At 74.5% G+C, this 20,821-nt stretch carries 18 protein-coding genes; 11 read left to right on the forward strand and 7 right to left on the reverse strand.

The genetic code is table 11. The features are described from left to right. Positions 1-233: 233 nt before the first annotated feature. Together metF and AB0A90_RS22220 are read left to right on the forward strand one after the other, a co-directional pair. Entirely contained in the window at positions 234-1,151 is a 918-nt protein-coding gene (gene metF, locus AB0A90_RS22215) for a methylenetetrahydrofolate reductase [NAD(P)H] (RefSeq protein WP_357250975.1), read from the forward strand. A 44-nt stretch (positions 1,152-1,195) separates the two neighbouring features. Further along, on the forward strand, positions 1,196-1,885 hold the full coding sequence (locus tag AB0A90_RS22220; RefSeq protein ID WP_357250978.1) for a CDP-alcohol phosphatidyltransferase family protein: 690 nt from the start codon (positions 1,196-1,198) through the stop codon (positions 1,883-1,885). Between the two features lie 10 nt (positions 1,886-1,895). Here the strand turns inward: AB0A90_RS22220 and crtI are convergent, their stop codons facing one another. The 6 genes from crtI to AB0A90_RS22250 are packed head-to-tail and all read right to left on the reverse strand — an operon-like array spanning position 1,896 to position 7,143. Beyond that, positions 1,896-3,383, reverse strand: coding sequence for a phytoene desaturase family protein (gene crtI / locus AB0A90_RS22225; protein WP_357250981.1), 1,488 nt, complete (start codon positions 3,381-3,383; stop codon positions 1,896-1,898). A gap of 11 nt (positions 3,384-3,394) precedes the next feature. Further along, entirely contained in the window at positions 3,395-4,519 is a 1,125-nt protein-coding gene (locus tag AB0A90_RS22230) for a glycosyltransferase family 2 protein (protein WP_357250984.1), read from the reverse strand. Then, positions 4,516-5,352, reverse strand: coding sequence for a carotenoid biosynthesis protein (locus AB0A90_RS22235; RefSeq protein WP_357250987.1), 837 nt, complete (start codon positions 5,350-5,352; stop codon positions 4,516-4,518). The genes AB0A90_RS22230 and AB0A90_RS22235 overlap by 4 nt, the downstream gene beginning before the upstream one ends. Next, positions 5,349-5,900 carry a GNAT family N-acetyltransferase gene (locus tag AB0A90_RS22240; RefSeq protein ID WP_357250990.1) on the reverse strand — a complete coding sequence of 184 codons (552 nt, stop codon included), beginning with the start codon at positions 5,898-5,900 and terminating at the stop codon, positions 5,349-5,351. The genes AB0A90_RS22235 and AB0A90_RS22240 overlap by 4 nt, the downstream gene beginning before the upstream one ends. Beyond that, a complete protein-coding gene (locus AB0A90_RS22245; protein ID WP_357250993.1) occupies positions 5,897-6,658 on the reverse strand; it encodes a monooxygenase in 762 nt (253 codons plus the stop codon). The genes AB0A90_RS22240 and AB0A90_RS22245 overlap by 4 nt, the downstream gene beginning before the upstream one ends. Continuing rightward, positions 6,655-7,143, reverse strand: coding sequence for a YbaK/EbsC family protein (locus AB0A90_RS22250; RefSeq protein WP_357250996.1), 489 nt, complete (start codon positions 7,141-7,143; stop codon positions 6,655-6,657). The genes AB0A90_RS22245 and AB0A90_RS22250 overlap by 4 nt, the downstream gene beginning before the upstream one ends. A gap of 444 nt (positions 7,144-7,587) precedes the next feature. On the opposite strand from AB0A90_RS22250, the gene AB0A90_RS22255 reads away from it, so the two are divergent. The 9 genes from AB0A90_RS22255 to AB0A90_RS22295 all read left to right on the forward strand — a co-directional run bounded on the left by AB0A90_RS22255 (position 7,588) and on the right by AB0A90_RS22295 (position 18,041). Continuing rightward, on the forward strand, positions 7,588-8,037 hold the full coding sequence (locus tag AB0A90_RS22255) for an SAV_6107 family HEPN domain-containing protein (protein WP_007463070.1): 450 nt from the start codon (positions 7,588-7,590) through the stop codon (positions 8,035-8,037). 108 nt (positions 8,038-8,145) lie between these two features. After that, positions 8,146-8,871, forward strand: a complete 726-nt coding sequence (locus AB0A90_RS22260; RefSeq protein ID WP_357250999.1) for a hypothetical protein — start codon at positions 8,146-8,148, stop codon at positions 8,869-8,871. Further along, the gene (locus AB0A90_RS22265) at positions 8,868-10,595 is read left to right on the forward strand and encodes a DNA polymerase Y family protein (RefSeq protein WP_357251002.1); all 1,728 of its coding nucleotides are present in this window, start codon (positions 8,868-8,870) and stop codon (positions 10,593-10,595) included. Before AB0A90_RS22260 ends, AB0A90_RS22265 begins: the two co-directional genes overlap by 4 nt. A 42-nt stretch (positions 10,596-10,637) precedes the next feature. Next, the gene (locus AB0A90_RS22270) at positions 10,638-14,003 is read left to right on the forward strand and encodes an error-prone DNA polymerase (RefSeq protein WP_357251005.1); all 3,366 of its coding nucleotides are present in this window, start codon (positions 10,638-10,640) and stop codon (positions 14,001-14,003) included. Between the two features lie 93 nt (positions 14,004-14,096). Beyond that, entirely contained in the window at positions 14,097-14,273 is a 177-nt protein-coding gene (locus tag AB0A90_RS22275; RefSeq protein ID WP_357251008.1) for a hypothetical protein, read from the forward strand. Positions 14,274-14,291: 18 nt separating this feature from the next. Beyond that, complete coding sequence (locus tag AB0A90_RS22280; protein ID WP_357251011.1) at positions 14,292-15,041, forward strand: methyltransferase domain-containing protein; 750 nt, start codon at positions 14,292-14,294, stop codon at positions 15,039-15,041. Beyond that, a complete protein-coding gene (locus AB0A90_RS22285) occupies positions 15,038-16,204 on the forward strand; it encodes a nucleotide pyrophosphatase/phosphodiesterase family protein (RefSeq protein WP_357251014.1) in 1,167 nt (388 codons plus the stop codon). The genes AB0A90_RS22280 and AB0A90_RS22285 overlap by 4 nt, the downstream gene beginning before the upstream one ends. Positions 16,205-16,266: 62 nt before the next feature. Then, positions 16,267-17,526, forward strand: coding sequence for a DNA polymerase IV (locus AB0A90_RS22290; protein ID WP_357251017.1), 1,260 nt, complete (start codon positions 16,267-16,269; stop codon positions 17,524-17,526). A gap of 116 nt (positions 17,527-17,642) precedes the next feature. Then, positions 17,643-18,041, forward strand: coding sequence for a DUF3040 domain-containing protein (locus tag AB0A90_RS22295; protein WP_088988398.1), 399 nt, complete (start codon positions 17,643-17,645; stop codon positions 18,039-18,041). Between the two features lie 291 nt (positions 18,042-18,332). Here AB0A90_RS22295 and AB0A90_RS22300 read toward each other — a convergent pair whose 3' ends face one another. Next, positions 18,333-20,810 (reverse strand): DUF3488 and transglutaminase-like domain-containing protein, encoded by a 2,478-nt coding sequence (locus tag AB0A90_RS22300; RefSeq protein WP_357251020.1) that lies wholly within the window; start codon positions 20,808-20,810, stop codon positions 18,333-18,335. Positions 20,811-20,821 lie beyond the last annotated feature (11 nt).

Below are 20,821 nucleotides of genomic sequence, written 5' to 3' on the forward strand. Positions count from 1 at the left end.
GCGGGCGTCGGTGCGGGTGACGACCCGCCCCGACCGGACGGGACCTGCGTCACCACGTGTGGCTGACCCCCGCGCGGGACCCGGGCGCCGCCCCCGCCGCCCCTCCCACGCCACCCATTCCTACCTCCGGGGTACGACGCCCTCCGGCCGTCGGACCCGGCGGACGGTGCGGTAGGGGACCGCCAAGTGGAAAGCGTCTGGGTCGTGGTGGCGTCGCCCGCTAGAGTCGGGTCGTGGCGCTCGGTCTTCCCTCGGTACTCCCCAATCCGCAGCCGGCGATCGGGGAGCTCATTCGTGAGCGCCAACCGACCTTCTCGTTCGAGTTCTTCCCGCCCAAGACGGAGGCGGGGGAGACGCTGCTCTGGCAGGCCATCCGCGAGCTGGAGTCGCTGCGCCCGTCATTCGTGTCGATCACCTACGGTGCGGGCGGTTCGACCCGGGACACCACCGTGTCGGTGACCGAACGGATCGCCACCGACACCACCCTGCTGCCGATGGCCCACCTGACCGCGGTCAACCACTCCGTCGCCGAGCTGCGACACGTGATCGGCCGGCTCGCCGGGGTGGGGGTGCGCAACGTGCTGGCGGTGCGCGGTGACCCGCCGGGCGACCCCGGCGGGGAGTGGGTCCGCCACGCCGAGGGCGTCGACTACGCCGAGGACCTGGTCCGCCTGGTCCGCGACGCCGGTGACTTCAGCGTGGGCGTGGCGGCCTTCCCGTACAAGCACCCCCGCTCACCCGACGTGGCCAGCGACACCGCGCACTTCGTCCGCAAGTGCCGGGCCGGCGCCGAGTTCGCGATCACGCAGATGTTCTTCGACGCCGACGACTACCTACGGCTGCGGGACCGGGTGGCCGCCGCCGGCTGCGACACCCCGATCCTGGCCGGGGTGATGCCGGTGACCCAGATCGGCACCATCGAGCGGTCCGTGCAGCTGTCCGGCGCGCCCTTCCCGCCGGCGCTGGCGGCCCGCTTCGAGCGGGTCGCCGACGACCCGGAGGCCGTTCGCCAGCTCGGTGTCGAGCAGGCCAGCGAGATGAGCCGCCGACTGCTGGACGAGGGTGTGCCGGGCATCCACTTCATCACCCTCAACCGGTCCACCGCGACTCGTGAGGTCTGGCAGAACCTGAAGGTCGGCGCGCGGGTGTGAATGTCCCACCTGCGACACCTGATGCCCGGCACGACGGTTGATCCGTGGTGGGCACACAGCTGAACTGGGACCAGTACGCCACGGCATGGGCGCGGTTGCACGGCGGGTTCGACCCGCGGGTCGCGGCGCCGGTGGTGCGCGCCTGGCTGCGGTTCGCCTACCACGTGGGGTACGTGCTGGGGCGGCTGCGGGTCAGCCCCACCGCGGTCACCGTGGCCGGGGTGGTGCTCTGTTTCTGCGTACCGTTGCTGGTTACCCGGCCGGGAGACGGGCCGTTCCTCGGTGCGTTGTTCGTGCTGCTCGCCGCCGTGGCGGACAGCGTGGACGGTGCGGTGGCGGTCGCCACCGGCCGCACCACCCGGCTCGGCTACGTCTACGACTCGGTCGCCGACCGGCTCGGTGAGGTGGCCTGGCTGCTGGCGTTCTGGCTGGTCGGCGCGCCGGGAGCGCTCGTCGTCGCGGGTGGCGCGCTGTCCTGGCTGCACGAGTACGTGCGGGCCCGGGCGGTCGCCGCCGGCATGCGTGACATCGGCGCGGTCACCGTCGGGGAACGCCCCACCCGGGTCTCAGTGGCGCTGGCCGGCCTGGTGGTCGCCGGGCTGGCCGGCCTGATCGAGGCGGACCTGGCCGCCGGCACCATCACCATGGCGACCGCGGTGTGGGTGCTGCTGGCCGGTTTCGGCCTCGGGCAACTGCTCTCCAGCATCCGGCGCGCCCTGCTCGACGCCGGCTGAGCGGCTGGCCCTACCAGGCGGGGCCGATCTCGTCGGCGACGATCTGCGCGGAGAGGGTCACCATCGGCAACCCGCCGCCCGGGTGGGTGGAGCCACCCACCAGCCACAGCCCGTTCGCCGGGCCGCGGTTGGCGGGGCGGAGCAACCCGCCGGCGGTGCCGTAGATCGAACCGCCCGGCGCGCCGGTCGCCGTGCCCAGGTCGGCGGGGGTGCGGATCTCGCGGAACAGCAGCCGGTCGCGCACGTCCACGCCGCGCCGGGCCAGCACCTCCAGGATCCGGTCGGCGTACGCGTCGGCCAGCCCCGGGCGTCGCCAGTCGACCGCGCCCGCCGCGCTGCCGTGGCGGGGGGCGTTGACCAGCACGAACCACGCCTCGTGCCCGCCCGGACGGACCATCGGGTCGTCGGCCACGGTGACGAACACCGTCGGGTCGACCGCCGGCCGGGCCCGTACGCCGCGCCCGGGGTTCCCGAAGACGGCGTCGAACTCCGCGTCGTAGTCGTCCGGGAAGAAGACGGTGTGGTGGGCCAGCCCGGTGCTGCCGGAGACACCGAGCAGCAGCACGAAGCCGGCGAGGCTGCGGTCGGTCAGCCCGGCCAGCCGACGCGGGTGCGGCAGCAGGTCACGGTAGACGGTCAGCGCGTCCACGTTGGCCACCACCACGTCGGCGGGCACCGGCGCGTTGACGCCGGCGAGGCGTACCCCGTGCACCCGGCCGCCGGTGGCGTCGATCCGGGTGACCGTGGTGTCGGTCTGCACGACCACGCCGAGGTCCAGGCAGCGGGTCAGCAGCGCGTCGGCGAGGGTGCCCAGCCCACCGCGCAGGTACCAGCCACCGAAGGCCAGCTCGGCGTAGGGGACCGCGACCAGCGCCGCCGGCGCCCGGCGCGGGTCGGCGCCGGTGTAGGTGGCGTACCGGTCCAGCATCATCCGCAGCCGCGGGTCGGACAGGTGCCCGCGGCCCAACCCGCGCAGGGTGCGGCCCGGGGCGATGGCAGCCAGGTCGCCGAGCCGCCAGGCCAACGACGCGAGATCGCGGGGGGAGCCGACGGTACGGCGCAGGATGTCGCGTTCGGAGGCCCGCCACACCCGTTCGGCGCGGTGCCACAGCCGTTGCCAGTCGGCCGCCGCCCGGTCACCGAGGGCGGCCCCGATCCGGGTGGTGAACTCCGCCGGGTCGGCGCACGAGTCCAGGGTCGGGCCGCCGCCGGGAAAGACGTGCCGGACGATCGGGTCCAACGGGACCAGGTCGAGATATTCGTCGAGCTTCGCCCCGGTCGCCTCGAACAGGTCGTGGAAGACCTGGGGCAGGGTGAGCAGGCTCGGCCCGGTGTCGAAGTGGAACGGACCGGCCGGGGTGTCGTGCGCGTACCGGCCGAGCTTGCCACCGACCGTGTCGGCGGCCTCGAAGACGGTCACCTGGTGCCCGGTGGCGGCCAGCCGGGCGGCGGTGGCGAGGCCACCCACCCCGGCGCCGACGACCACGATCCGCGCCATGCCACGCCCTCCTAGCTGACCGGGCGGCCCCGCCAGGTCAGGCGGCGTCGCTTTCGCAGATGGTACGACCGTAGGGTCAACCAACCGAGGACCACGACCGACACGGGGTGTGCGAGCGCGTCGGGCCACCACCGGCCTCCGGTCGCCCGGGCGGTGAGCACCCGTCCGGCCACCCCCAGCAGGTATGCGATGAGCGCAACCATCGACACCCGCGGAGCTGTCGAGGCGAACCCCAGCGCGATCAGCGGCGGGGCGGTGTAGAGCAGCAGCAGCGCCGCCACCACGGCCGCCGCCGCGCCCGGGTGCCCGAACGACGCCCAGAGCGACTTCGCGTACCCGTCGCGCAGTTGCGGCCAGTCGTCGTACATCCGGCAGGTGGCCAGCCGGGAGCCGTCGGCCAGGGCGATCCGCCCACCGGCGCGTTTGACCGCCCGGGCCAGCTCGACGTCCTCCAGGATCTTGTCGGCGACCGCGGCGTGCCCGCCGGCGGCGGTGTAGCCGGCCCGGTCCAGCACCAGGAACTGGCCGCCCGCCGCGGCCAGCGACGGCCGCCGCGAGCGTTCCATCGCGCGCAGCGGCAGGAACGTCAACCACAACCACTGCAACAGCGGCTGCACCAGCCGGTCGGCCGCCGTCGCCGCCACGATCCGGGGGTACGGCGACAGCAGCGTCACGCGGGCGTCGCGTAGCTCGGTGACGGCCGCCGCCACCGCGTGCGGGGCGAGCACCACGTCGGCGTCGACGAAGACCAGCGCGGTGGCGTCCGGGTCGGCCCGGGTGGCCAACTGCCAGCAGGCGTGCGGCTTGCCCAGCCAGCCCGGCGGCGGGGCGACCCCGGTGAGGAGCGTGACCCGGGGATCGTCGCCGACCACCGCGCGGACCACGTCGGCGGTGCCGTCGGTGGACCCGTCGTCGAGGACCACGACGCGCAGCCCCGGTACACCGCGTTGGGCGAGCAGGGCGCGCAGGCAGGGCGTGACCCGGGCGGCCTCGTCGCGCAGCGGCAGCAGCACGGCGACCGGCTCGTCGAGGGCGTCGGGTCGGTCGGCAGGCCGGCGCAGCCAGCGGGTGGCGTTGAGCCAGGTGTGCCCGGTCAGCGCGGCGACGGCGATGAGCAGGGCGAGCAGGACGGTCATCGGGTCGCGTCGACGCCGGGGCGGTGTGGCTGGTGGGCCTTCCGACCGGAGTCACCGCCCCGGCGGGCACGCAGGAGGGTCACCGCCAGGGGTATGGCGGTCACCGACATGCCGGCCGCCCCCCAGAGCGCCGACGCGGGCAGGTCGAGGAAGACCGCGTGGGCCAGGATGCTGGAGAAGTACGTCCACAGGTAGAGCGCGGCCATCGGGTCGTCGCGCCGGTCGGTGTGCTCGGCGGCCGATCCGGCCAGCGGACGCAGGGCGCTCATCATCAGCACCGCGAAGAGCAACCAGCCCAGGTAGTTGCTGACCGGAATGCCGGCCAGGCCGGGCAACGCGGGGGTGGCGTCCCGCCAGACCCAGTAGCCCTCGGCCACCATCTGCGGGTCGAGGAAGAGGTCCCAGGCGGCCAGCCCCACGGTGGCCAGCGCGATCCGCCGTACCCACCGAGCAGCCGCCGACCCGCCGCCGCCGGTCAGCCGGACCGCCGCCAGCCAGGCCGGCCAGGCCATCCAGGTCCAGGCCAGCGGAATGATCAGCGGCACTCCGGCCAGCTTGGGACCCAGTTCCCCGGAGTAGTCGTAGCTGCCGAACGGCACACCGGTGGCCACCCCGACCGCCTCGATCGCGAACCCACCGCCGGTGGCCACCGCCACCAGCGCCGCCGCGACCCGCGGACCCCGGCTGAGCAGCGCGTGGCCCACCGAGAGCAGCCACCCGAGTACGACGGTGGCCACGGTGAGCCCGGCCCGGGTGGCGCCGGTGGTGAGCGGGTAGCAGATCTGGGCGAGCACCAGGACGGCGAGCAGTGTCCAGGAGATCCGCCGGGTCATGACGCCGGTGGCTCGAGCGGCAGATCCCGACCGAGCACGCCGAACGGTCGCTCGTCGCCGGGGAAGTGGAAGTTGCGCAGCACGTCGACGAAACCGAAGCGCCGGTACAACCGCCAGGCCCGCGAGGTCTGCTCGTCGGCCTCCGGGGTGGACAGCAGCGTGGTGTCGCCCTCGGCCATGCCGAGCAGCGCGCGCAGTTGGCCGGTGCCCAGGCCGTGGCCCTGCGCCGGTGGCCGGACGTGCAACTCGACCACCTCGAAGCAGTGGGTGAGCCAGCGCGTGCGGGTCGGGGTGTCCAGCGCCCGGTACACCTGGTCGTGCCACCACTGACCGGAGGCGCCCAGGTAGCCGTAGCCGAAACCGGCGAGGTGCCCCTCGCTGGTCAGGCTGGCGACCGCCCGGAAACCCGGCCGGCGGACGTGGGTGGCGATGTAGCCGCGTCGGGCCTCGAGCAGGTCGGTGCGGTATCCCATCGCCTCGCCGTAGACGGCCACCACGTCGTCCAGCCGCCGGACGAGATCGTCCGGCGTCCAGCGCACCAACCTCATGCCCGTCCACCCTTCACCGTTTTCGGGCCACCGTCGGCGACCCACCCGAGCACCGACCGGTCGCCGACCACGTCGCGCACCTCGAACCGGGCGAACAACTCCTCGGCGTACCAGCCCTCGGTGGGGGTTCGCATGATCGCCGCCCGGTGCTCCGGGTGACGGTACGCGAACGCCACCAGGTCTGTCGGGTCGCGCCACACGCTCACCGTGCCCTGCCAACCCAGCGGTGCCTCCCCGACCCCGAACCGGGCCAGCAACCCGGGCGCGTCGCGCAGGGCGGCGGCCACCGGCGGGATCGCCCGCCAGAAGGTGGCCGCCCGGCGTACCCGCAACCGGGCCCGGGTCAGCGCCAGCACCGGGCCGGTGACCCGGCCGCCCGCGGGCTCGCCGAACGGTCGTTGACCGGACCACTCGCCCCGGCTGCTCAGCGGACGCAGGTCGACCCGGGCCTGGGCGCGGGCGATGCGGGCCCAGGCGCGGCCGACCGGCGAGTCGTCGAAGTCGGCCGCCGAGGCGGGGGAGTCCCAGACGGTCAGCGCCGCCCACCGGGTCAGGTCGGCGTCGCCGGGTCCGAAGCCGGTGCCGGTCCCGGTGCCCAGCAGCTTGCCGAACCGGACGCCCGGGTGGGTCCGCAGCCGGCGCGGGTCCACCGCCATCCGGATCAGCGCCCGGGGCAGCGCACCGGGGGAGGTCCGCCAGACGTGCAGGGTGACCAACTCCGGTACGGCGCTGCCGGGCTCACCGGTTGGCTCGCTCACGCCACCTCGGCCGGGGTGCCGGCGGTGACCCGCAGCAGTTCGGCGTAGGTGGTCGGAAAGACCGCCTGCGGTACGCCACCCGCGGCCCAGATCTCGGGGTACGTCGCCAGCGCCGTGTCCACCAGGGTGCGCAGCGGGTGCGGGTGCCCGAGCGGGGCGACCCCGCCGATCGGCTGCCCGGTGTGCGTCCGGACGAACTCCGGGGTGGCCCGGCGCAGCCGGGTGACCCCGATCGACGCGGCCAGGCCGGCGGTGTCCACCCGGTGCGCGCCGGAGGTGAGCACGAGCAGCGGCGCGTCGTCCGCGTCGAAGATCAACGAGTTGGCGATCTGGCCGACCTCGACGTCGAGCGCCTCGGCGGCGGCCGCCGCGGTGTGCACCGCCTCGGGCAGCAGGCGGATCGTGCTGGGCTCACCGGCGCCGTCGAGCGTGCCGGCGGCGGTGAGCGCGTCCTGCACCGCCCGTACGTTCGGGTGTGGCTGCATCCCGCCATTCTTCCCGGTCCGCTGGCGCCCGGTTCAGTCGGCCGGCACGGGCGGCGCGTCACACGTTGCATTTTCGTCGGAGGGGAGGTGTACTGTCAGCAGCAGTTAGAACGAGTGTTCGATTGCCTCGAACGCCCGTTCCAACCAGCCGGAGCGCGGCGTTTCGCGGCGCCAGCTCCGGCCGGTGTGGCTCCGCGGGCCGCACCTGGGTTTCCGGGCAGTCGCGAGCCTGGTCCCGACAGGCAGGAGCGTCGCTCGCCGCCCACGACCCCCGGGCGGCGAGCGACGCACCCGCCGGTACGCCGGCCGGGTGTGGTGTGGGGAAGCGTCCACACCCGGCCGGCCACACCCGGTGCGCCTTCCTCCGCACCACCCGACCTCGGCGTCTCGTCGGTGGCATCAGCCGCCGGAGCGACGTCTCGGCCACGTGGAGGAGAGACACCCATGCCGACCAACCCGGCTCAGGCACCGACGGTGCCGGCGCACGTGCTGCCGCACCGCACCCCCGCCCAACTCCTCACGTTGGCGCGGCGCGGGCTGGTCGAGGCCGGCCAGACCCGACCCGACGGCCTGCGCTACGCGGCTGCCCACCTGGCGGCGCTGCGGGCGGCGGCTGCCCTGCTCGCCGCCCGCGCCCGGCCCGCGCCCAGTCGACGCAACCGGATCACCAGTGTCTGGGTCCTCCTCTGCGCCGTCGCTCCGGAGCTCGACGAGTGGTCCCGATTCTTCGCCGCCGGCGCCAGCAAGCGCGCCGCCGCCGAGGCCGGCATCCCCCGGGTGGTCAGCGCCCGGGAAGCCGACGACCTGCTCCGCGCCGCCGAACAGTTCGTCACGGTGGTGGAGACCGCGCTCGGCGTGGCCCACCAACCGGCCCTGGACGGCCTCGCGGCATGAGCCCGCCGTGCCACCGACCGCCCCGCGGGGGGAGCCGGGCGGGCGGTGGCACGGCGTGCCGGTCCTGAATGTGATCCACAGCAGCAGCAACGACGGGGGGTTGGTCCAATGGCGGGCCGCATGGTGGTCGGTTCCGCCGCACTGGCCGATCTGGTGCGCCCGGCGAGCGCACCCGACCCGGTCGGTGGCCATCGGGTGCTGCCGGTGGCACCCGAGCTGACCGGTCTGCTGCCCAACCGAGGCCTGCGCCGGGGGAGCACCATCGCGGTCGCCGCCGGCCAGCCCCAGCGCAGCGGCGGCACCTCGCTGATGCTGGCCCTGCTCGCTGAGGCGTCCCGGGCCGGCTCGTGGTGCGCCGTGGTCGGTGTGCCGACGTTCGGTGCGGGTGCGGCCGCTGAGCTGGGCATCGCCCTGGACCGGCTGGCCCTGGTGCCGAATCCCGGCCCGGAGTGGGCCACCGTGGTCGCCGCGCTGATCGACGGGGTGGACGTCGTGGTCACCACCGTGCCGGCCACGGTCTCCGCCTCGGTCGCCACCCGGCTGGCCGCCCGGGCCCGGCAGCGCGGCAGCGTGCTCGTCCCGTACGGCCGGTGGGACGGCGCGGACGTGACACTGCGGGTGGTCCGTGGAGTGTGGGAAGGGCTCGGTCAGGGCCGGGGGCGGCTGCGCCGCCGGGAGGTCACCGTCTCGGCGCGCGGGCGCGGGGCGGCCGCCCGACCCAAGGAGATCAAGGTCTGGCTCCCGGGTGACGAGCTGACCCGGGTCATTCCCCGCACGGTGCCGTCGACCGTGGGCCGACCGGCCGCGCCGCTTGCCCTGGTCGGTCGGGGGTGACCGGTTCTCCACCACGCACCCTGCTGCTGTGGTGCCCGGACTGGCCGGTGCTCGCCGCCGAGATCGTCGACGGGGTGCCGGCGACCAGCCCGGTGGCCGTGCTGCACGCCAACCGGGTGGTCGCCTGCTCCGAGCGGGCCCGCGCCGAGGGGGTACGCCGAGGTCTGCGTAAGCGGGAGGCGCAGGGTCGCTGCCCGCAACTCACCGTCGTGGAATACGACCCAGGCCGGGACGCCCGGGCGTTCGAGCCGGTGGTCGCCGCAGTGGAGGAGTTGGTCGCCGGCGTGGAGGTGGTCCGTCCGGGCGCCTGCGCGGTGGCCGCCCGGGGGCCGGGCCGCTACCTCGGCGGTGAGGAGGCGGCCGCTGAGCGGATCATCGAGCATGTCGCCCAGTCGTGCCTGGTGGAGAGTCAGGTAGGCATCGCCGACGGGGTGTTCGCGGCCGGGTTGGCCGCCCGCGCCGGCCGGGTGGTGGCACCGGGCGGGACACCGGAGTTCCTGGCCGGGTTGCCGGTCGAGGCGCTCGGCCGGTCGGCATTGGCCGACCTGCTGCGCCGGCTGGGGGTGCGTACCCTCGGCGACTTCGCCGCGTTGCCGGCCGGCGACGTGGTGGCCCGGTTCGGGTTCGACGGAGCGTTGGCCCACCGGCTCGCGGCCGGGCGCGACCACCGACCGCTCGCCGTCCGGCAGCCACCGGCCGACCTGACGGTGACCGCCGGGTACGACGAACCGATCGACCGGGTCGACGCGGCGGCGTTCGCGGCCCGGGCGTTGGCCGAACAGTTGCACGAGGGGCTGGCCGGGCGCGGGCTGGCCTGCACCCGGCTCGGCATCGAGGCGGTCACCGAACACGGTCAGGAGCTGCACCGGGTGTGGCGGCACGATGGCCTGCTCACGGCCGCGGCCATCGCCGACCGGGTGCGCTGGCAACTCGACGGTTGGCTCTCCGGCAGCAACGGCCGTACCGGCGCACGACCGGCCCGGCCGACGGCCGGCATCATCCGGTTGCGGCTGGTCCCGGACGGGGTGATCGCCCAGGCCGGCCTACAGGTCGGCCTGTGGGGGGAGGCCGGTGAGGAGCGGGACCGGGCACACCGGGCGTTGAGCCGCGTGCAGGGCATCCTCGGCCCGGAGGCGGTGGTCACCGCTGTGCTCGGCGGTGGTCGCTCCCCGGCCGACCAGGTGCGACTGGTGCCGTGGGGCGACGAACGTCTCCCCACCCGTCCCGGCCCGGCGCCGCTGCCCGGCGAGGCGGTCGCACGTTCTGGTTCGGTGCCGTTGTCGGGTGAGGCGGTCGCGCGTTCCGGTCCGGTGTCGCTGGCCGGTGAGTCGAGCGCCGGCGGCGCTGCCCGGGCCGGCGGTGCCGGTCGGCCTGCTGCCCGCGGCACGGGCGGGGTGCCGCCGTGGCCCGGACGACTCCCGGCGCCGGCGCCGGCGGTGGTGCTGCCCAGCCCACTCGCCGCGACCGTGCACGACGCCGCCGGCGAGCCGGTGGTGATCAGCGCGCGGCTGGCGGTGAGCGCCCCACCGGCTCGGTTGGTGGTCGGCACCGGTCAGCCGGCGGAGATCGTGGGCTGGGCCGGCCCGTGGCCGGTGGACGAGCGGTGGTGGGCCCCGGCCGAGGCCCGCCGTCGGGCCCGGTTCCAGGTCAGCCTGGCCGACGGCGCCGCCCTGCTGCTGGCCGTCGAGGCCGGGCAGTGGCTGGTGGAGGCGATCTATGACTGAGCACACGTCCCCTGGCCGTGATCGGTGCGAGGTGGCGGCCAGGTGAGCTTCCACAACCCGAAGATGCCCTGGTCGGAGTTGGAGCGGGTGCTCTCCGGGCGGGCCGGCGGCGGGCGGTCGCGTGAGGAGCGGCACCTGCACGTGGTGGACCCGCTCGCCGTGGACGCCGACGGGGGAGACTCCCCGGCCTGGAGTCGCCACCGCGAGCGGTACCAGCCGCCGGAGCTGACCCGCCCCGACGGCGTGGTGCCCTACGCGGAGCTGCACGCGCACACCAACTTCAGCTTCCTCGACGGTGCCAGTCACCCGGAGGAGCTGGCCGAGGAGGCGGCCCGGCTGGGGCTCACCGCGCTCGCCGTCACCGACCACGACGGCTTCTACGGGGTGGTCCGCTTCGCCGAGGCGGCTCGGACGCTGGGCCTGCCGACCATCTTCGGCGCGGAGCTGTCCCTCGGGCTGCCCGGCCCGCAGAACGGCGAACCCGACCCGCACGGCGCGCACCTGTTGGTGCTCGCGCACGGCCACGAGGGGTACGCCCGGCTGGCCACCACCATCGCCCGCGCCCAGCTGCGCGGCGGGGAGAAGGGCCGCCCGGTCTACGGGGAGCTGGAGCAGGTCGCCGAGGAACTGCGTGACCACGTGCTGGTGTTGACCGGTTGTCGCAAGGGGCACGTGCCGGGTGCGCTGCTCACCGAGGGCGTGGACGCGGCGGCGCGCGAGTTGGACCGGCTGACCGCGCTCTTCGGCGCGGAGACGGTCGCGGTGGAGCTGACCGACCACGGTCATCCCGTCGACGCCGACCGCAACGACGCGCTCGCCGAGCTGGCCGCCGCGGCCGGGCTGCCGACGGTGGCCAGCAACAACGTGCACTACGCCAGCCCCGGCCGGCGTCGGCTGGCCACCACCGTCGCCGCCGTCCGGGCCCGCCGCAGCCTGGACGAGATCGACGGTTGGCTGCCCGCCGCGGCCACCGCCCACCTGCGCAGCGGCGCGGAGATGGCGGCCCGGTTCGCCGCGTACCCGGGTGCGGTGGCGCGGGCCGCCGAGTTCGGCGCCGAGTTGGCCTTCGACCTGCAACTGGTCGCGCCGCAGTTGCCGGCGTACCCGGTGCCGCCGGGGCACACCGAGATGAGCTGGCTGCGCAAGCTGACCGCGGACGGCGCGCACGAGCGCTACGGGCCGCCGCAGGCGCACCCGGCGGCGTACGCGCAACTCGACCACGAACTCAACATGATCGAGGAGCTGGGCTTCCCCGGCTACTTCCTGGTGGTCTACGACATCGTCTCGTTCTGCCGTGAGCAGGACATCTACTGCCAGGGCCGGGGGTCGGCGGCCAACTCGGCGGTCTGCTACGCGCTGCGGATCACCAATGTGGACGCGGTCCGGCACCGGCTGCTCTTCGAGCGGTTCCTCGCCCCGGAGCGGGACGGCCCACCGGACATCGACGTGGACATCGAGTCCGACCGCCGGGAGGAGGTGATCCAGCACGTCTACACCCGCTACGGCCGGGAACACGCCGCCCAGGTCGCCAACGTCATCTCCTACCGACCCCGGTCGGCGGTGCGGGACGTGGCCAAGGCGTTCGGCTTCTCGCCCGGTCAGCAGGACGCCTGGAGCAAGCAGATCGACAGGTGGGGCTCGGTCGCCACGGTCGACGTCGAGAACATCCCCGAGCAGGTGGTGGAGTACGCCAACGAGTTGCAGACGTTCCCCCGGCACCTGGGCATCCACTCCGGCGGCATGGTGATCTGCGACCGGCCGGTGATCGAGGTCTGCCCGGTGGAGTGGGGGCGGATGCCCGGGCGCAGCGTGCTCCAGTGGGACAAGGACGACTGCGCGGCGGTGGGCCTGGTCAAGTTCGACCTGCTCGGGCTCGGCATGCTCTCCGCCCTGCACTACGGCTACGACATGATCGGCGAGAGCCTCGACCTGGGTGACATGACCCTGGACGACCCGGAGGTCTACGACATGCTCTGCCGGGCCGACTCGGTCGGGGTGTTCCAGGTGGAGAGTCGTGCCCAGATGGCCACCCTGCCCCGGCTCAAGCCCCGCGAGTTCTACGACCTGGTGGTCGAGGTGGCGCTGATCCGCCCCGGCCCGATCCAGGGCGGTTCGGTGCACCCGTTCATCCGGCGCAAGAACGGCCAGGAGCCGGTGACGTTCGCGCACCCGCTGATGCGCAACGCCCTGGAGAAGACCCTGGGTGTGCCGCTGTTCCAGGAGCAGTTGATGCAGCTCGCGATCGACCTGGCCGGCTTCGACGCGGCCGAGGCCGACCAGTTGCGCCGGGCGATGGGCGCCAAACGGTCGGTCGAGCGGATGACCCGCATCGCCGACCGGCTCTACGCCGGGATGGCCGAGCGGGGCATCACCGGCGAGCTGGCCGACGACGTGTACCGCAAGCTCACCGCGTTCGCCAGCTACGGCTTCCCGGAGAGCCACGCGATGAGCTTCGCCTACCTGGTCTACGCCAGCTCGTGGCTCAAGCGCTACCACCCGGCGCCGTTCCTGGCGGCGCTGCTCAACGCCCAGCCGATGGGCTTCTACTCCCCGCAGACCCTTGTCGACGACGCCCGCCGGCACGGCGTGGAGGTACGCCGGCCGGACATCAACGCCAGCGGGGCGGTGGCGGTGCTGGAATCCACCCCGGAGACCCGGTGGGGCAGCGGGCCGGGGGAGCCGCCGCACGCGTGGGGGCTGGGCGGCCCGGCCGTCCGGCTCGGCCTGTCCAGCGTGCGTACCCTCGGCGCCGACGTGGCCGAGCGGATCGCGGCGGACCGGGACGCCGGTGGGGCGTACCGGGACATGTCGGATCTGGCCCGGCGGGTCGGTCTCACCGCCGCGCAACTGGAGGCGCTGGCCACCGCGGACGCCTTCGCCTGTTTCGGGCTGACCCGGCGGGAGGCGCTCTGGGCCGCCGGCGCGGCGGCCCAGGACCGGCCGGGCCGGCTGCCCGGCACGGTGACCGGCGCGGCGGCCCCCACGCTGCCCGGGATGGAGGCGGTGGACCGGCTGATCGCCGACGTGTGGGCCACCGGGCTGTCCCCGGAGAGCCATCCGGCCCGCTTCATCCGGGGTCAGCTCGACGTGCTCGGCGCGGTGCCGATCGCCCGGCTGGGCCGGGTGGAGCCGGGGCAACGGATCCGGGTCGGCGGCATCGTCACCCACCGGCAACGTCCGGCGACCGCGGGCGGGGTCACCTTCCTCAACCTGGAGGACGAGACGGGGATGCTCAATGTCACCTGCTCGCCGGGGTTGTGGCAGCGCTACCGGCGGGTGGCCCGGACCAGCGCCGCGCTCGTGGTCCGGGGGCGGTTGCAGCGGCACGAGGGGGTGACCAACCTGGTCGCCGACCGACTGGACGCCATCGAGCCGCCGGTCAGCCCCGCCTCCCGTGACTTCCGCTGAGAGAGTGATCCACATTACGGTTTCCTGGGTCGTTGGGCGGGAGACTCGTCCCGAGCGGGCAGAGCCGCCCGTGATCCGTGAGGGAGAACGACAATGACGGGAAATCACGCGTACACCGGTGGAATCGCCAACGCCCGGCGGACCCGGCTGGGCACCGGCTGGGTGCCATCGCACCTCGCCGACCCCCGCGAGTACGAGGTGACAAACGGTCCGGTGGCCAACGAGCGCCGGTCCCGGGCCGAGGACGAGGCCGAGGGCACCGACTCCTGACCCACTAGGCTCGACCGGGTGGAGCAGACCCGAGGCCGGTTCGCCGAGCCGCCGCTGACACCCCGTACCGCCGTGATCTGGTCGGTGCTCCGTGCCGAGTTGGACCGGCGCGGAGACGCCGAGCTGACCGTGCTCGACGTGGGCGGTGGCACCGGCGGTTTCGCCGTTCCGCTGGCCCGCGCCGGGCACCGGGTCACCGTGGTCGACGCCAGCCCCGACTCCCTCGCGGCGCTCACCCGTCGGGCCGCCGAGGCCGGGGTGGCCGACCGGATCGCCGCCGTGCAGGGCGACGGTGACGCCCTCGCCGGGCTGGTCGAGCCGGCCGGCGTCGACCTGGTGCTCTGCCACGCCGTGCTGGAGGTGGTCGACGACCCGACGCCGGTGGTCGCCGCGCTGGCCACCGCGCTGCGTCCCGGCGGCGCGGCCAGTGTCCTGGTCGCCGGCCGGGCCGCCGCCGTGCTGGGCCGGGCGATGAACGGGCACCTGGACGTCGCGACCGCCCTGGCCACCGATCCCGCCGGCACGGCCGGGCCGCGCGACACGCTGCGGCGGCGCTACGACGCCCCCGGTGCCGCCGCGCTGCTCGGCGCCGCCGGGCTGGTGGTCGAGGAGATCCACGGGGTACGAGTGCTGGCCGACCTGCTGCCGGCCGCGGTCGCCGACGGGCAGTCCGCCGCCCTGGTCGAGCTGGAACGCGCGCTGGCCGCCCAACCGCCGTACCGGGACCTGGCCGCCCAACTGCACCTGTTCGCCCGCCGACCGGCATGAGCGACCCGCCACCCGGGCCGCCGCTGGCGGTCCTCGGGCCGCACCACGGCGGTGGCCGTCTCGCGGACGTGCTGCCCAGCGCGCTCGCCGTGCTGGGCGTGCCCGGCTCGGCCGACCCGCTCGGGCTGGCCCCCACGCTGGCCGGGGTGCGCCGGATCGCCGTGCTGCTGGTCGACGGGCTCGGCTGGTACCAGGTATCGACCGCCGCCCCGTACGCGCCGACGCTCGCCGGGCTCGCCGCGACCACGGCCCGGCCGCTCATCGCGGGTTTCCCGTCCACCACCCCGACCAGCCTGGTGTCGCTGGGCACCGGTGCCCCGCCCGGCGCACACGGGGTGCTCGGCTTCACCGTGCGGGTGCCGGGCACGGACCGCGTGCTCACCCACACCGACTGGGCCGGCGATCCGTCGCCGCTGAGCTGGCAGCCGGTGACCACCCAGTTGGAGCGCGCCCGCGCCGCCGGTGTGACGACGACTGTGGTGAGTCGGCCCGAGTTCGGCGGCAGCGGGTTGACCCTGGCGGCCAACCGGGGCGGCGACTTCCGGGGCGCCGCCGGTGGGGACGCGGTGGCCACCGCCATGCTGGCCGCGCTGTCCGCCGGCGCCGGGCCGACGCTGGTCTCCGGCTACCACGCCGACCTGGACCGGCACGGCCACCTCAGCGGCGTCGACTCGGCACCCTGGCGGGCCGCCGCCACCGAGGTGGACGCGCTGGTCGCCCGACTGGTCGACGGCCTCCCGCCGGACGCGGCGCTGCTGGTGACCGCCGACCACGGCCAACTCGACATCCCCGCCGAGCACCGCTTCGACCTGGACGCCGATCCCCGCCTGCGCGACGGGGTCCGGGTGGTCGCCGGTGAGGCCCGGGTGCGGTACCTGCACGTCGCGCCGGGCGCGCTCGACGACGTGGTGGCCACCTGGTCGACCGTGCTCGGCGACGCCGCGCGGGTACGCACCCGCGACGAGGTGGTGGCCACCGGCTGGTTCGGGCCGGTGCCCGAGGACCACCTCGGGCGCATCGGTGACGTGGTGGTGATCTGCAACGACACCTACGCGGTCATGGCCAGCCGCACCGAGCGGCCGATGGCGTCGAAGCTGGTGGCGTACCACGGGTCGGACACCGCCGTCGAGCTGACCGTGCCGCTGCTGGTCGTGCGCGGCTGACCGGCGCACGGTCCGGCCCGCCGGCGGCTGGTGGTGTCGTACCTTCGGGTTAACCTGCCCGGATGGGCCGCAGTCAGTCGTTGCCCCGGGGTGGGGATCCGCGCTTCGGGCCGGATGCCGACGACTCCGGCAGCCCGATCCTGCACGTCGACATGGACGCCTTCTTCGCCGCCGTCGAGGTGCGCCGCCGACCGGAGCTGCGCGGCCGGCCGGTCGTCGTCGGCGGGGTGGGGCCGCGCGGCGTGGTCAGCTCGGCCAGCTACGAGGCCCGCCGTTACGGCGTCCGCAGCGCGATGCCGACCAGCCAGGCTCGGGCGCGCTGCCCGCACGCGGTCTACCTGCCACCGGAGTTCAGCGCCTACACGGCCGCCTCCCGGGCGGTGATGCAGATCTTCCGGGACATCACCCCGCTGGTCGAGCCGCTCTCCCTCGACGAGGCGTTCCTCGACGTGAACGGCGCCCGTCGGCTCTTCGGCTCCCCGGCCGCCATCGCCCGACTGATCCGCCAACGGGTCGCCGACGAGCAGGCGCTCACCTGTTCGGTCGGGGTGGCGCCGAGCAAGTTCGTGGCGAAACTCGGTTCCACCCGAGCCAAGCCGGACGGCCTGCTGGTGGTGCCCTCGGGGCAGGTGCTCGACTTCCTGCACCCGCTGCCGGTGGACGCGCTCTGGGGAGTGGGGGAGCGGGCCGCCGAGTCGCTGCGCAGGCTCGGCCTGGCCACCGTCGGCGACCTCGCCGAGGCCCCGTTGGGCCTGCTCCGCAAGGCGGTCGGCGCGGCGTCGGCGGCCCACCTGCACGAGCTGGCCTGGGGACGGGACCCACGCCGGGTCAGCCCCGAGCACGTCGACAAGTCGATCGGCGCCGAGGTGACCTTCGACGTCGACGTGGCCGACCCTTTGGAGATCCGCCGCGCGTTGCTCGCGCTCAGCGCCAAGGTCGGCGTCCGGTTGCGTGGCTCCGGGCAGGTCGGGCGCACCGTCGCACTCAAGGTGCGGCTGGCCGACTTCCGGACCGTCAGCCGCTCCCGCACCCTCGACGTGGCCACCGACACCGCCCGCGAGATGTTCGACACGGTCTGGGCGCTCTACACCGCACTGGACCCGGGCGAGCGGATCCGGCTCGTCGGTGTCCGGGTGGAGGGGCTCGCCCCGGCGCAGGGCGCGCACCGACAGCTCACCCTCGGCGCGCCCGAGCGCGGTTGGCGGGAGGCGGAGGCTGCCGCCGACGCCGCCGCTGCCCGATTCGGGCGGTCCGTCATAGGTCCGGCCAGTCTGATGGGCGACCGCGACGCTCAACGAAAGGAAAATCCACCCCACCCGTAGGTCGTCCCGCTTTCCGACGCGCGACCCCCCTCGTAGACTTGCGGGTAAGCAGTCGGATGGCTGCCACGGTCTGTCGGCCCGAGTGGGCCCGACCAACGTGACCGGGGAGGAGTGCCGTGCCGCTCTCGGAGCACGAGCAGCGGCTGTTCGAGCAGATCGAGCGGTCGCTTGCCGAGGACCCCAAATTCGCCTCGGCCGTGCGCGCCAGCGATCCGCGCTTCCATGCGCGGCGTCGCCTGCTCGTCGCCGCCGGCGTCATCATCGCTGGCCTGGCTCTACTGGTCTACGGGGCGGTGATCAAGACTCCACCGCTGGCGGTGGCGGGCTTTGTCGTCATGCTGGCCTCGGCCGCGTTCGCGGTGCAGTCGCACCGGCGAGCACAGTCACCCGACCTGCACGTGGTGGGCGGCACGACAAGTCGTCGTCGTCCCCGCGGTGGCCGGTCCGGTCGCCGGTCGTCGCTCCTGGACCGCATGGAGGACAGGTGGCGGCAGCGCCCGGAGGGGCACCGCTGAGTCAGTCCCGCCTCTGAGGCGGGCCGAACGCCGCGACGAGCGGGTCGCCGGGCGCAGCTCCCGGCGACCTGCGTCGTAGCCGCGCGCCCCTATCCCATTTCCGCTGCCCGCAGCGCCCTGCTCATGCGTCGACCCCGCACGTCCTGATCATGCGCTTGGCCTTGATCAAGCGAGTTGACGGCACCCGGAGTCGGCGGGGGAGGCCTGATGTGGCGGGACGGGCTGTCGGGCGGGGTGGCGGTCGGTGGACCGCCACCCCGGCCCTGGACGGGCGTCGCTCAGCTCGGCAGGTCAGCGGGCCGCTCGGTCCGCCAACAGCCGTCGAGGGTTCCAGCGCAGCAGCCGGTACCGGGCCCGCCCGGTCAGCGCCACCATCCGGCCGGATGTGTCCGCCATGGTGGTCCGCCACCGCAGCAGCACCGACGGCGGCAACACGGCGGCGACCAGGCGGGTGCGTCGGTCGGCCCGTGCGGCGAGCGCCCCACGGACCGCGCGTAGCGCCGGCAGCAACCGCTCACCGGTCAGCGGGTCCCGTGCGTAACGGGCCCGCTCCTCCGCCTGGCCGAGCAGCCGCGCCGACCCGGTCGCGGCGGTGTCGTCGCCGAGGGTGTCTCGGACCAGCCGGTCGGCGGTGGCCCGGGGCGTCTCGGTCAGGTCGACCGGGACCCGGAAGTCCACCATCGTGTCGAGCAGTTCCGCCCAGGCGGCGTGTGCGTCCGCGCGGGCACGGTCGGCGTCCACGCCGACCACCACCACCCGCGACCCCGGCTCGACACCGTCGCCGACGGCTGCCGTGGCGGCCATCGCGGCGCTCGCCGGCTGGCCACCCCGTCGACGGCGCAGCATCAGCCGGCGCAGCGCGGGAATGGCGAGCAGCGCCAGCAGGGCCAGCAGGCCCGCCGTCCACCACGGCCAGACCGGTGGCTGCTCGGCCGGCGTGGTGCCGCCCAGGGACAGCCCGTCGTCGACGTCCCGGTCGGCGTTGTCCGGCCCGGCCGGACCGGCCGACTCCTCCGGGCCCGCCGGGGCGTCCGTGACGCCGGTGCCCGGGGTGGACGGCTCCGGCGCGTCAGTGTCCGGCGCCCAGGCCGAGCGGGTGGACCCCGGCACCCCGTACGTCGGGGTGGCGTCGAACGGCACCCAGCCGACCCCGTTGAAGAAGACCTCGGTCCAGGCGTGCAGGTTGAGGTTGGTCAACGTGAACGTGTCACCGTCGCGCTTGCTGCCGTTGGTGAACCCGAACGCCACCCGGGCCGGAATGCCCGCCGAACGGACCAGCCAGGCCATCGCGGCGGCGTACTGCTGGCAGTAGCCGACCTTGTTGGTGAGGAAGTTGACGATGTCCTGCCCGCTGCTGCCGCTCTCGGTGCTCAGCCGGTAGCTGAACCCGTTGTCCGCCGAGAAGTGCTGGTAGATCGCCAACACCTTGTCGTAGTCGGTGCGCTTACCCTGGGTCAGGCCGTTGACCAGTTCCTCCACCTCGGGCACCGGCCCGGGGGTGGCGGTCATCTGCCGACGTACCGGGTGGTCGGTCGGCAGCGATTGGACGGCCCGCAGCGTCGCCGGCGTGTACGTCGAGCGGACGTAGTCGAAGGAGTACTTCCGGCCCCGGGAGTTCTCCCGGTTGGAGAAGACGACCTGCTGGGTGGGGTCGTAGAGCCAGTTGCCGCTGAGGTCGTCGGTGCGCACCGGCTCGGCGTACACCGGCATGAGCGACATGCTCAGGCTCTTGGTGACCTCGACGGTGGCCCGGTAGCTGGTCTGCTGCACGCCGGGGCGCGCCCGCTCGGCCGGGTTGGGCAGGTCCCGGTTGGCCGGCCGGCCGCTCGGGCTGCGCGCCTGGAAACCGTTCGGACGCAGCTCGTCGGCCACCGCGTAGCGCAGGTAGAACGGGTCGCGTTCCGAGGTGGTGACCTTGACCAGGTCGGCGACCTGGGACTGGTTGAGCTGACCGGCGAGCGAGGCGAAGAGGTCGATCCGACCCGAGGTGCCGCCCGAACCGGACCCGTTGCCGTTGCCGTTGCCCGGACCTCGACTGAGGGAGTCGAGGAGCCCGCCGCTCATGCCGGGCACCGCCAACGGCAGCGCCACCGCCAGCACCACCCCGACCACCGCGAGCCGACGGCCAGCCGACGCCAGCGGCGAGGCCTCCCACACGTTGACGTCTCGGCCGTCGCCGGTGAACCGACGCCCGAACCGGCGTACCCGGTCGACGTTGTCGGTGACCAGCAGCCAGAGGTAACCGGCGGCGCCCACCACGAACGGCGTCGCGGGGACGCTGTCCACGTAGACGGCGACCGGCACCGAGTAGATCGCGAGCATCGGCAACCCCGCCAGCGCGGGCCGGCGCAGCCCCACCGCCAGGACATCCACCAGTACGGCGACCGCGCCGACGCCGAGCACGGCGATGAACAGCAGCGGGTCGGTGTCCGGGACCTCGACCCCGTACGTGCGCATGTCCTGCAGGGAGGCGTTGAGCAGGTCGGCGAAGTGCGCGAACGTGCTCGGCGTGGGCACGACGGCGAGCAGTTCCTGGTCGCTGGGGAACATCCAGGTCAGCGCGAGGGCCAACCCGGCAAGCATGCCCAGCACCTGACCCCACAGTGGTGCCCGGACCAGCCTGGTCAGCGCGGCGGCCCCGGCCACCACGGCGACCGCGATGATCGACTCGACGAGCCACGTCCAGCTCTGGAAGATGGCCGACAGCGGCGCGGCGGCCAGCAGCGTGGCCGTGGCCGCCACCAGGCCGATGTGGCGACTGGCGATCATGAGGGGACCCT

Source organism: Micromonospora sp. NPDC049204, assembly GCF_040647935.1.
GTDB lineage: Bacteria > Actinomycetota > Actinomycetes > Mycobacteriales > Micromonosporaceae > Micromonospora.

What these genes read in the sequence shown, in the direction of transcription:
- AB0A90_RS22290 (WP_357251017.1), top strand. Translation starts at nt 16,267, where the DNA reads ATGGGCCGCAGTCAGTCGTTGCCCCGGGGTGGGGATCCGCGCTTCGGG.
- AB0A90_RS22255 (WP_007463070.1), top strand. Translation starts at nt 7,588, where the DNA reads ATGCCGACCAACCCGGCTCAGGCACCGACGGTGCCGGCGCACGTGCTG.
- AB0A90_RS22240 (WP_357250990.1), bottom strand. Translation starts at nt 5,900, where the DNA reads ATGAGGTTGGTGCGCTGGACGCCGGACGATCTCGTCCGGCGGCTGGAC.
- AB0A90_RS22250 (WP_357250996.1), bottom strand. Translation starts at nt 7,143, where the DNA reads ATGCAGCCACACCCGAACGTACGGGCGGTGCAGGACGCGCTCACCGCC.
- AB0A90_RS22230 (WP_357250984.1), bottom strand. Translation starts at nt 4,519, where the DNA reads ATGACCGTCCTGCTCGCCCTGCTCATCGCCGTCGCCGCGCTGACCGGG.
- AB0A90_RS22235 (WP_357250987.1), bottom strand. Translation starts at nt 5,352, where the DNA reads ATGACCCGGCGGATCTCCTGGACACTGCTCGCCGTCCTGGTGCTCGCC.
- AB0A90_RS22300 (WP_357251020.1), bottom strand. Translation starts at nt 20,810, where the DNA reads ATGATCGCCAGTCGCCACATCGGCCTGGTGGCGGCCACGGCCACGCTG.
- AB0A90_RS22285 (WP_357251014.1), top strand. Translation starts at nt 15,038, where the DNA reads ATGAGCGACCCGCCACCCGGGCCGCCGCTGGCGGTCCTCGGGCCGCAC.
- crtI (WP_357250981.1), bottom strand. Translation starts at nt 3,383, where the DNA reads ATGGCGCGGATCGTGGTCGTCGGCGCCGGGGTGGGTGGCCTCGCCACC.
- AB0A90_RS22275 (WP_357251008.1), top strand. Translation starts at nt 14,097, where the DNA reads ATGACGGGAAATCACGCGTACACCGGTGGAATCGCCAACGCCCGGCGG.
- AB0A90_RS22260 (WP_357250999.1), top strand. Translation starts at nt 8,146, where the DNA reads ATGGCGGGCCGCATGGTGGTCGGTTCCGCCGCACTGGCCGATCTGGTG.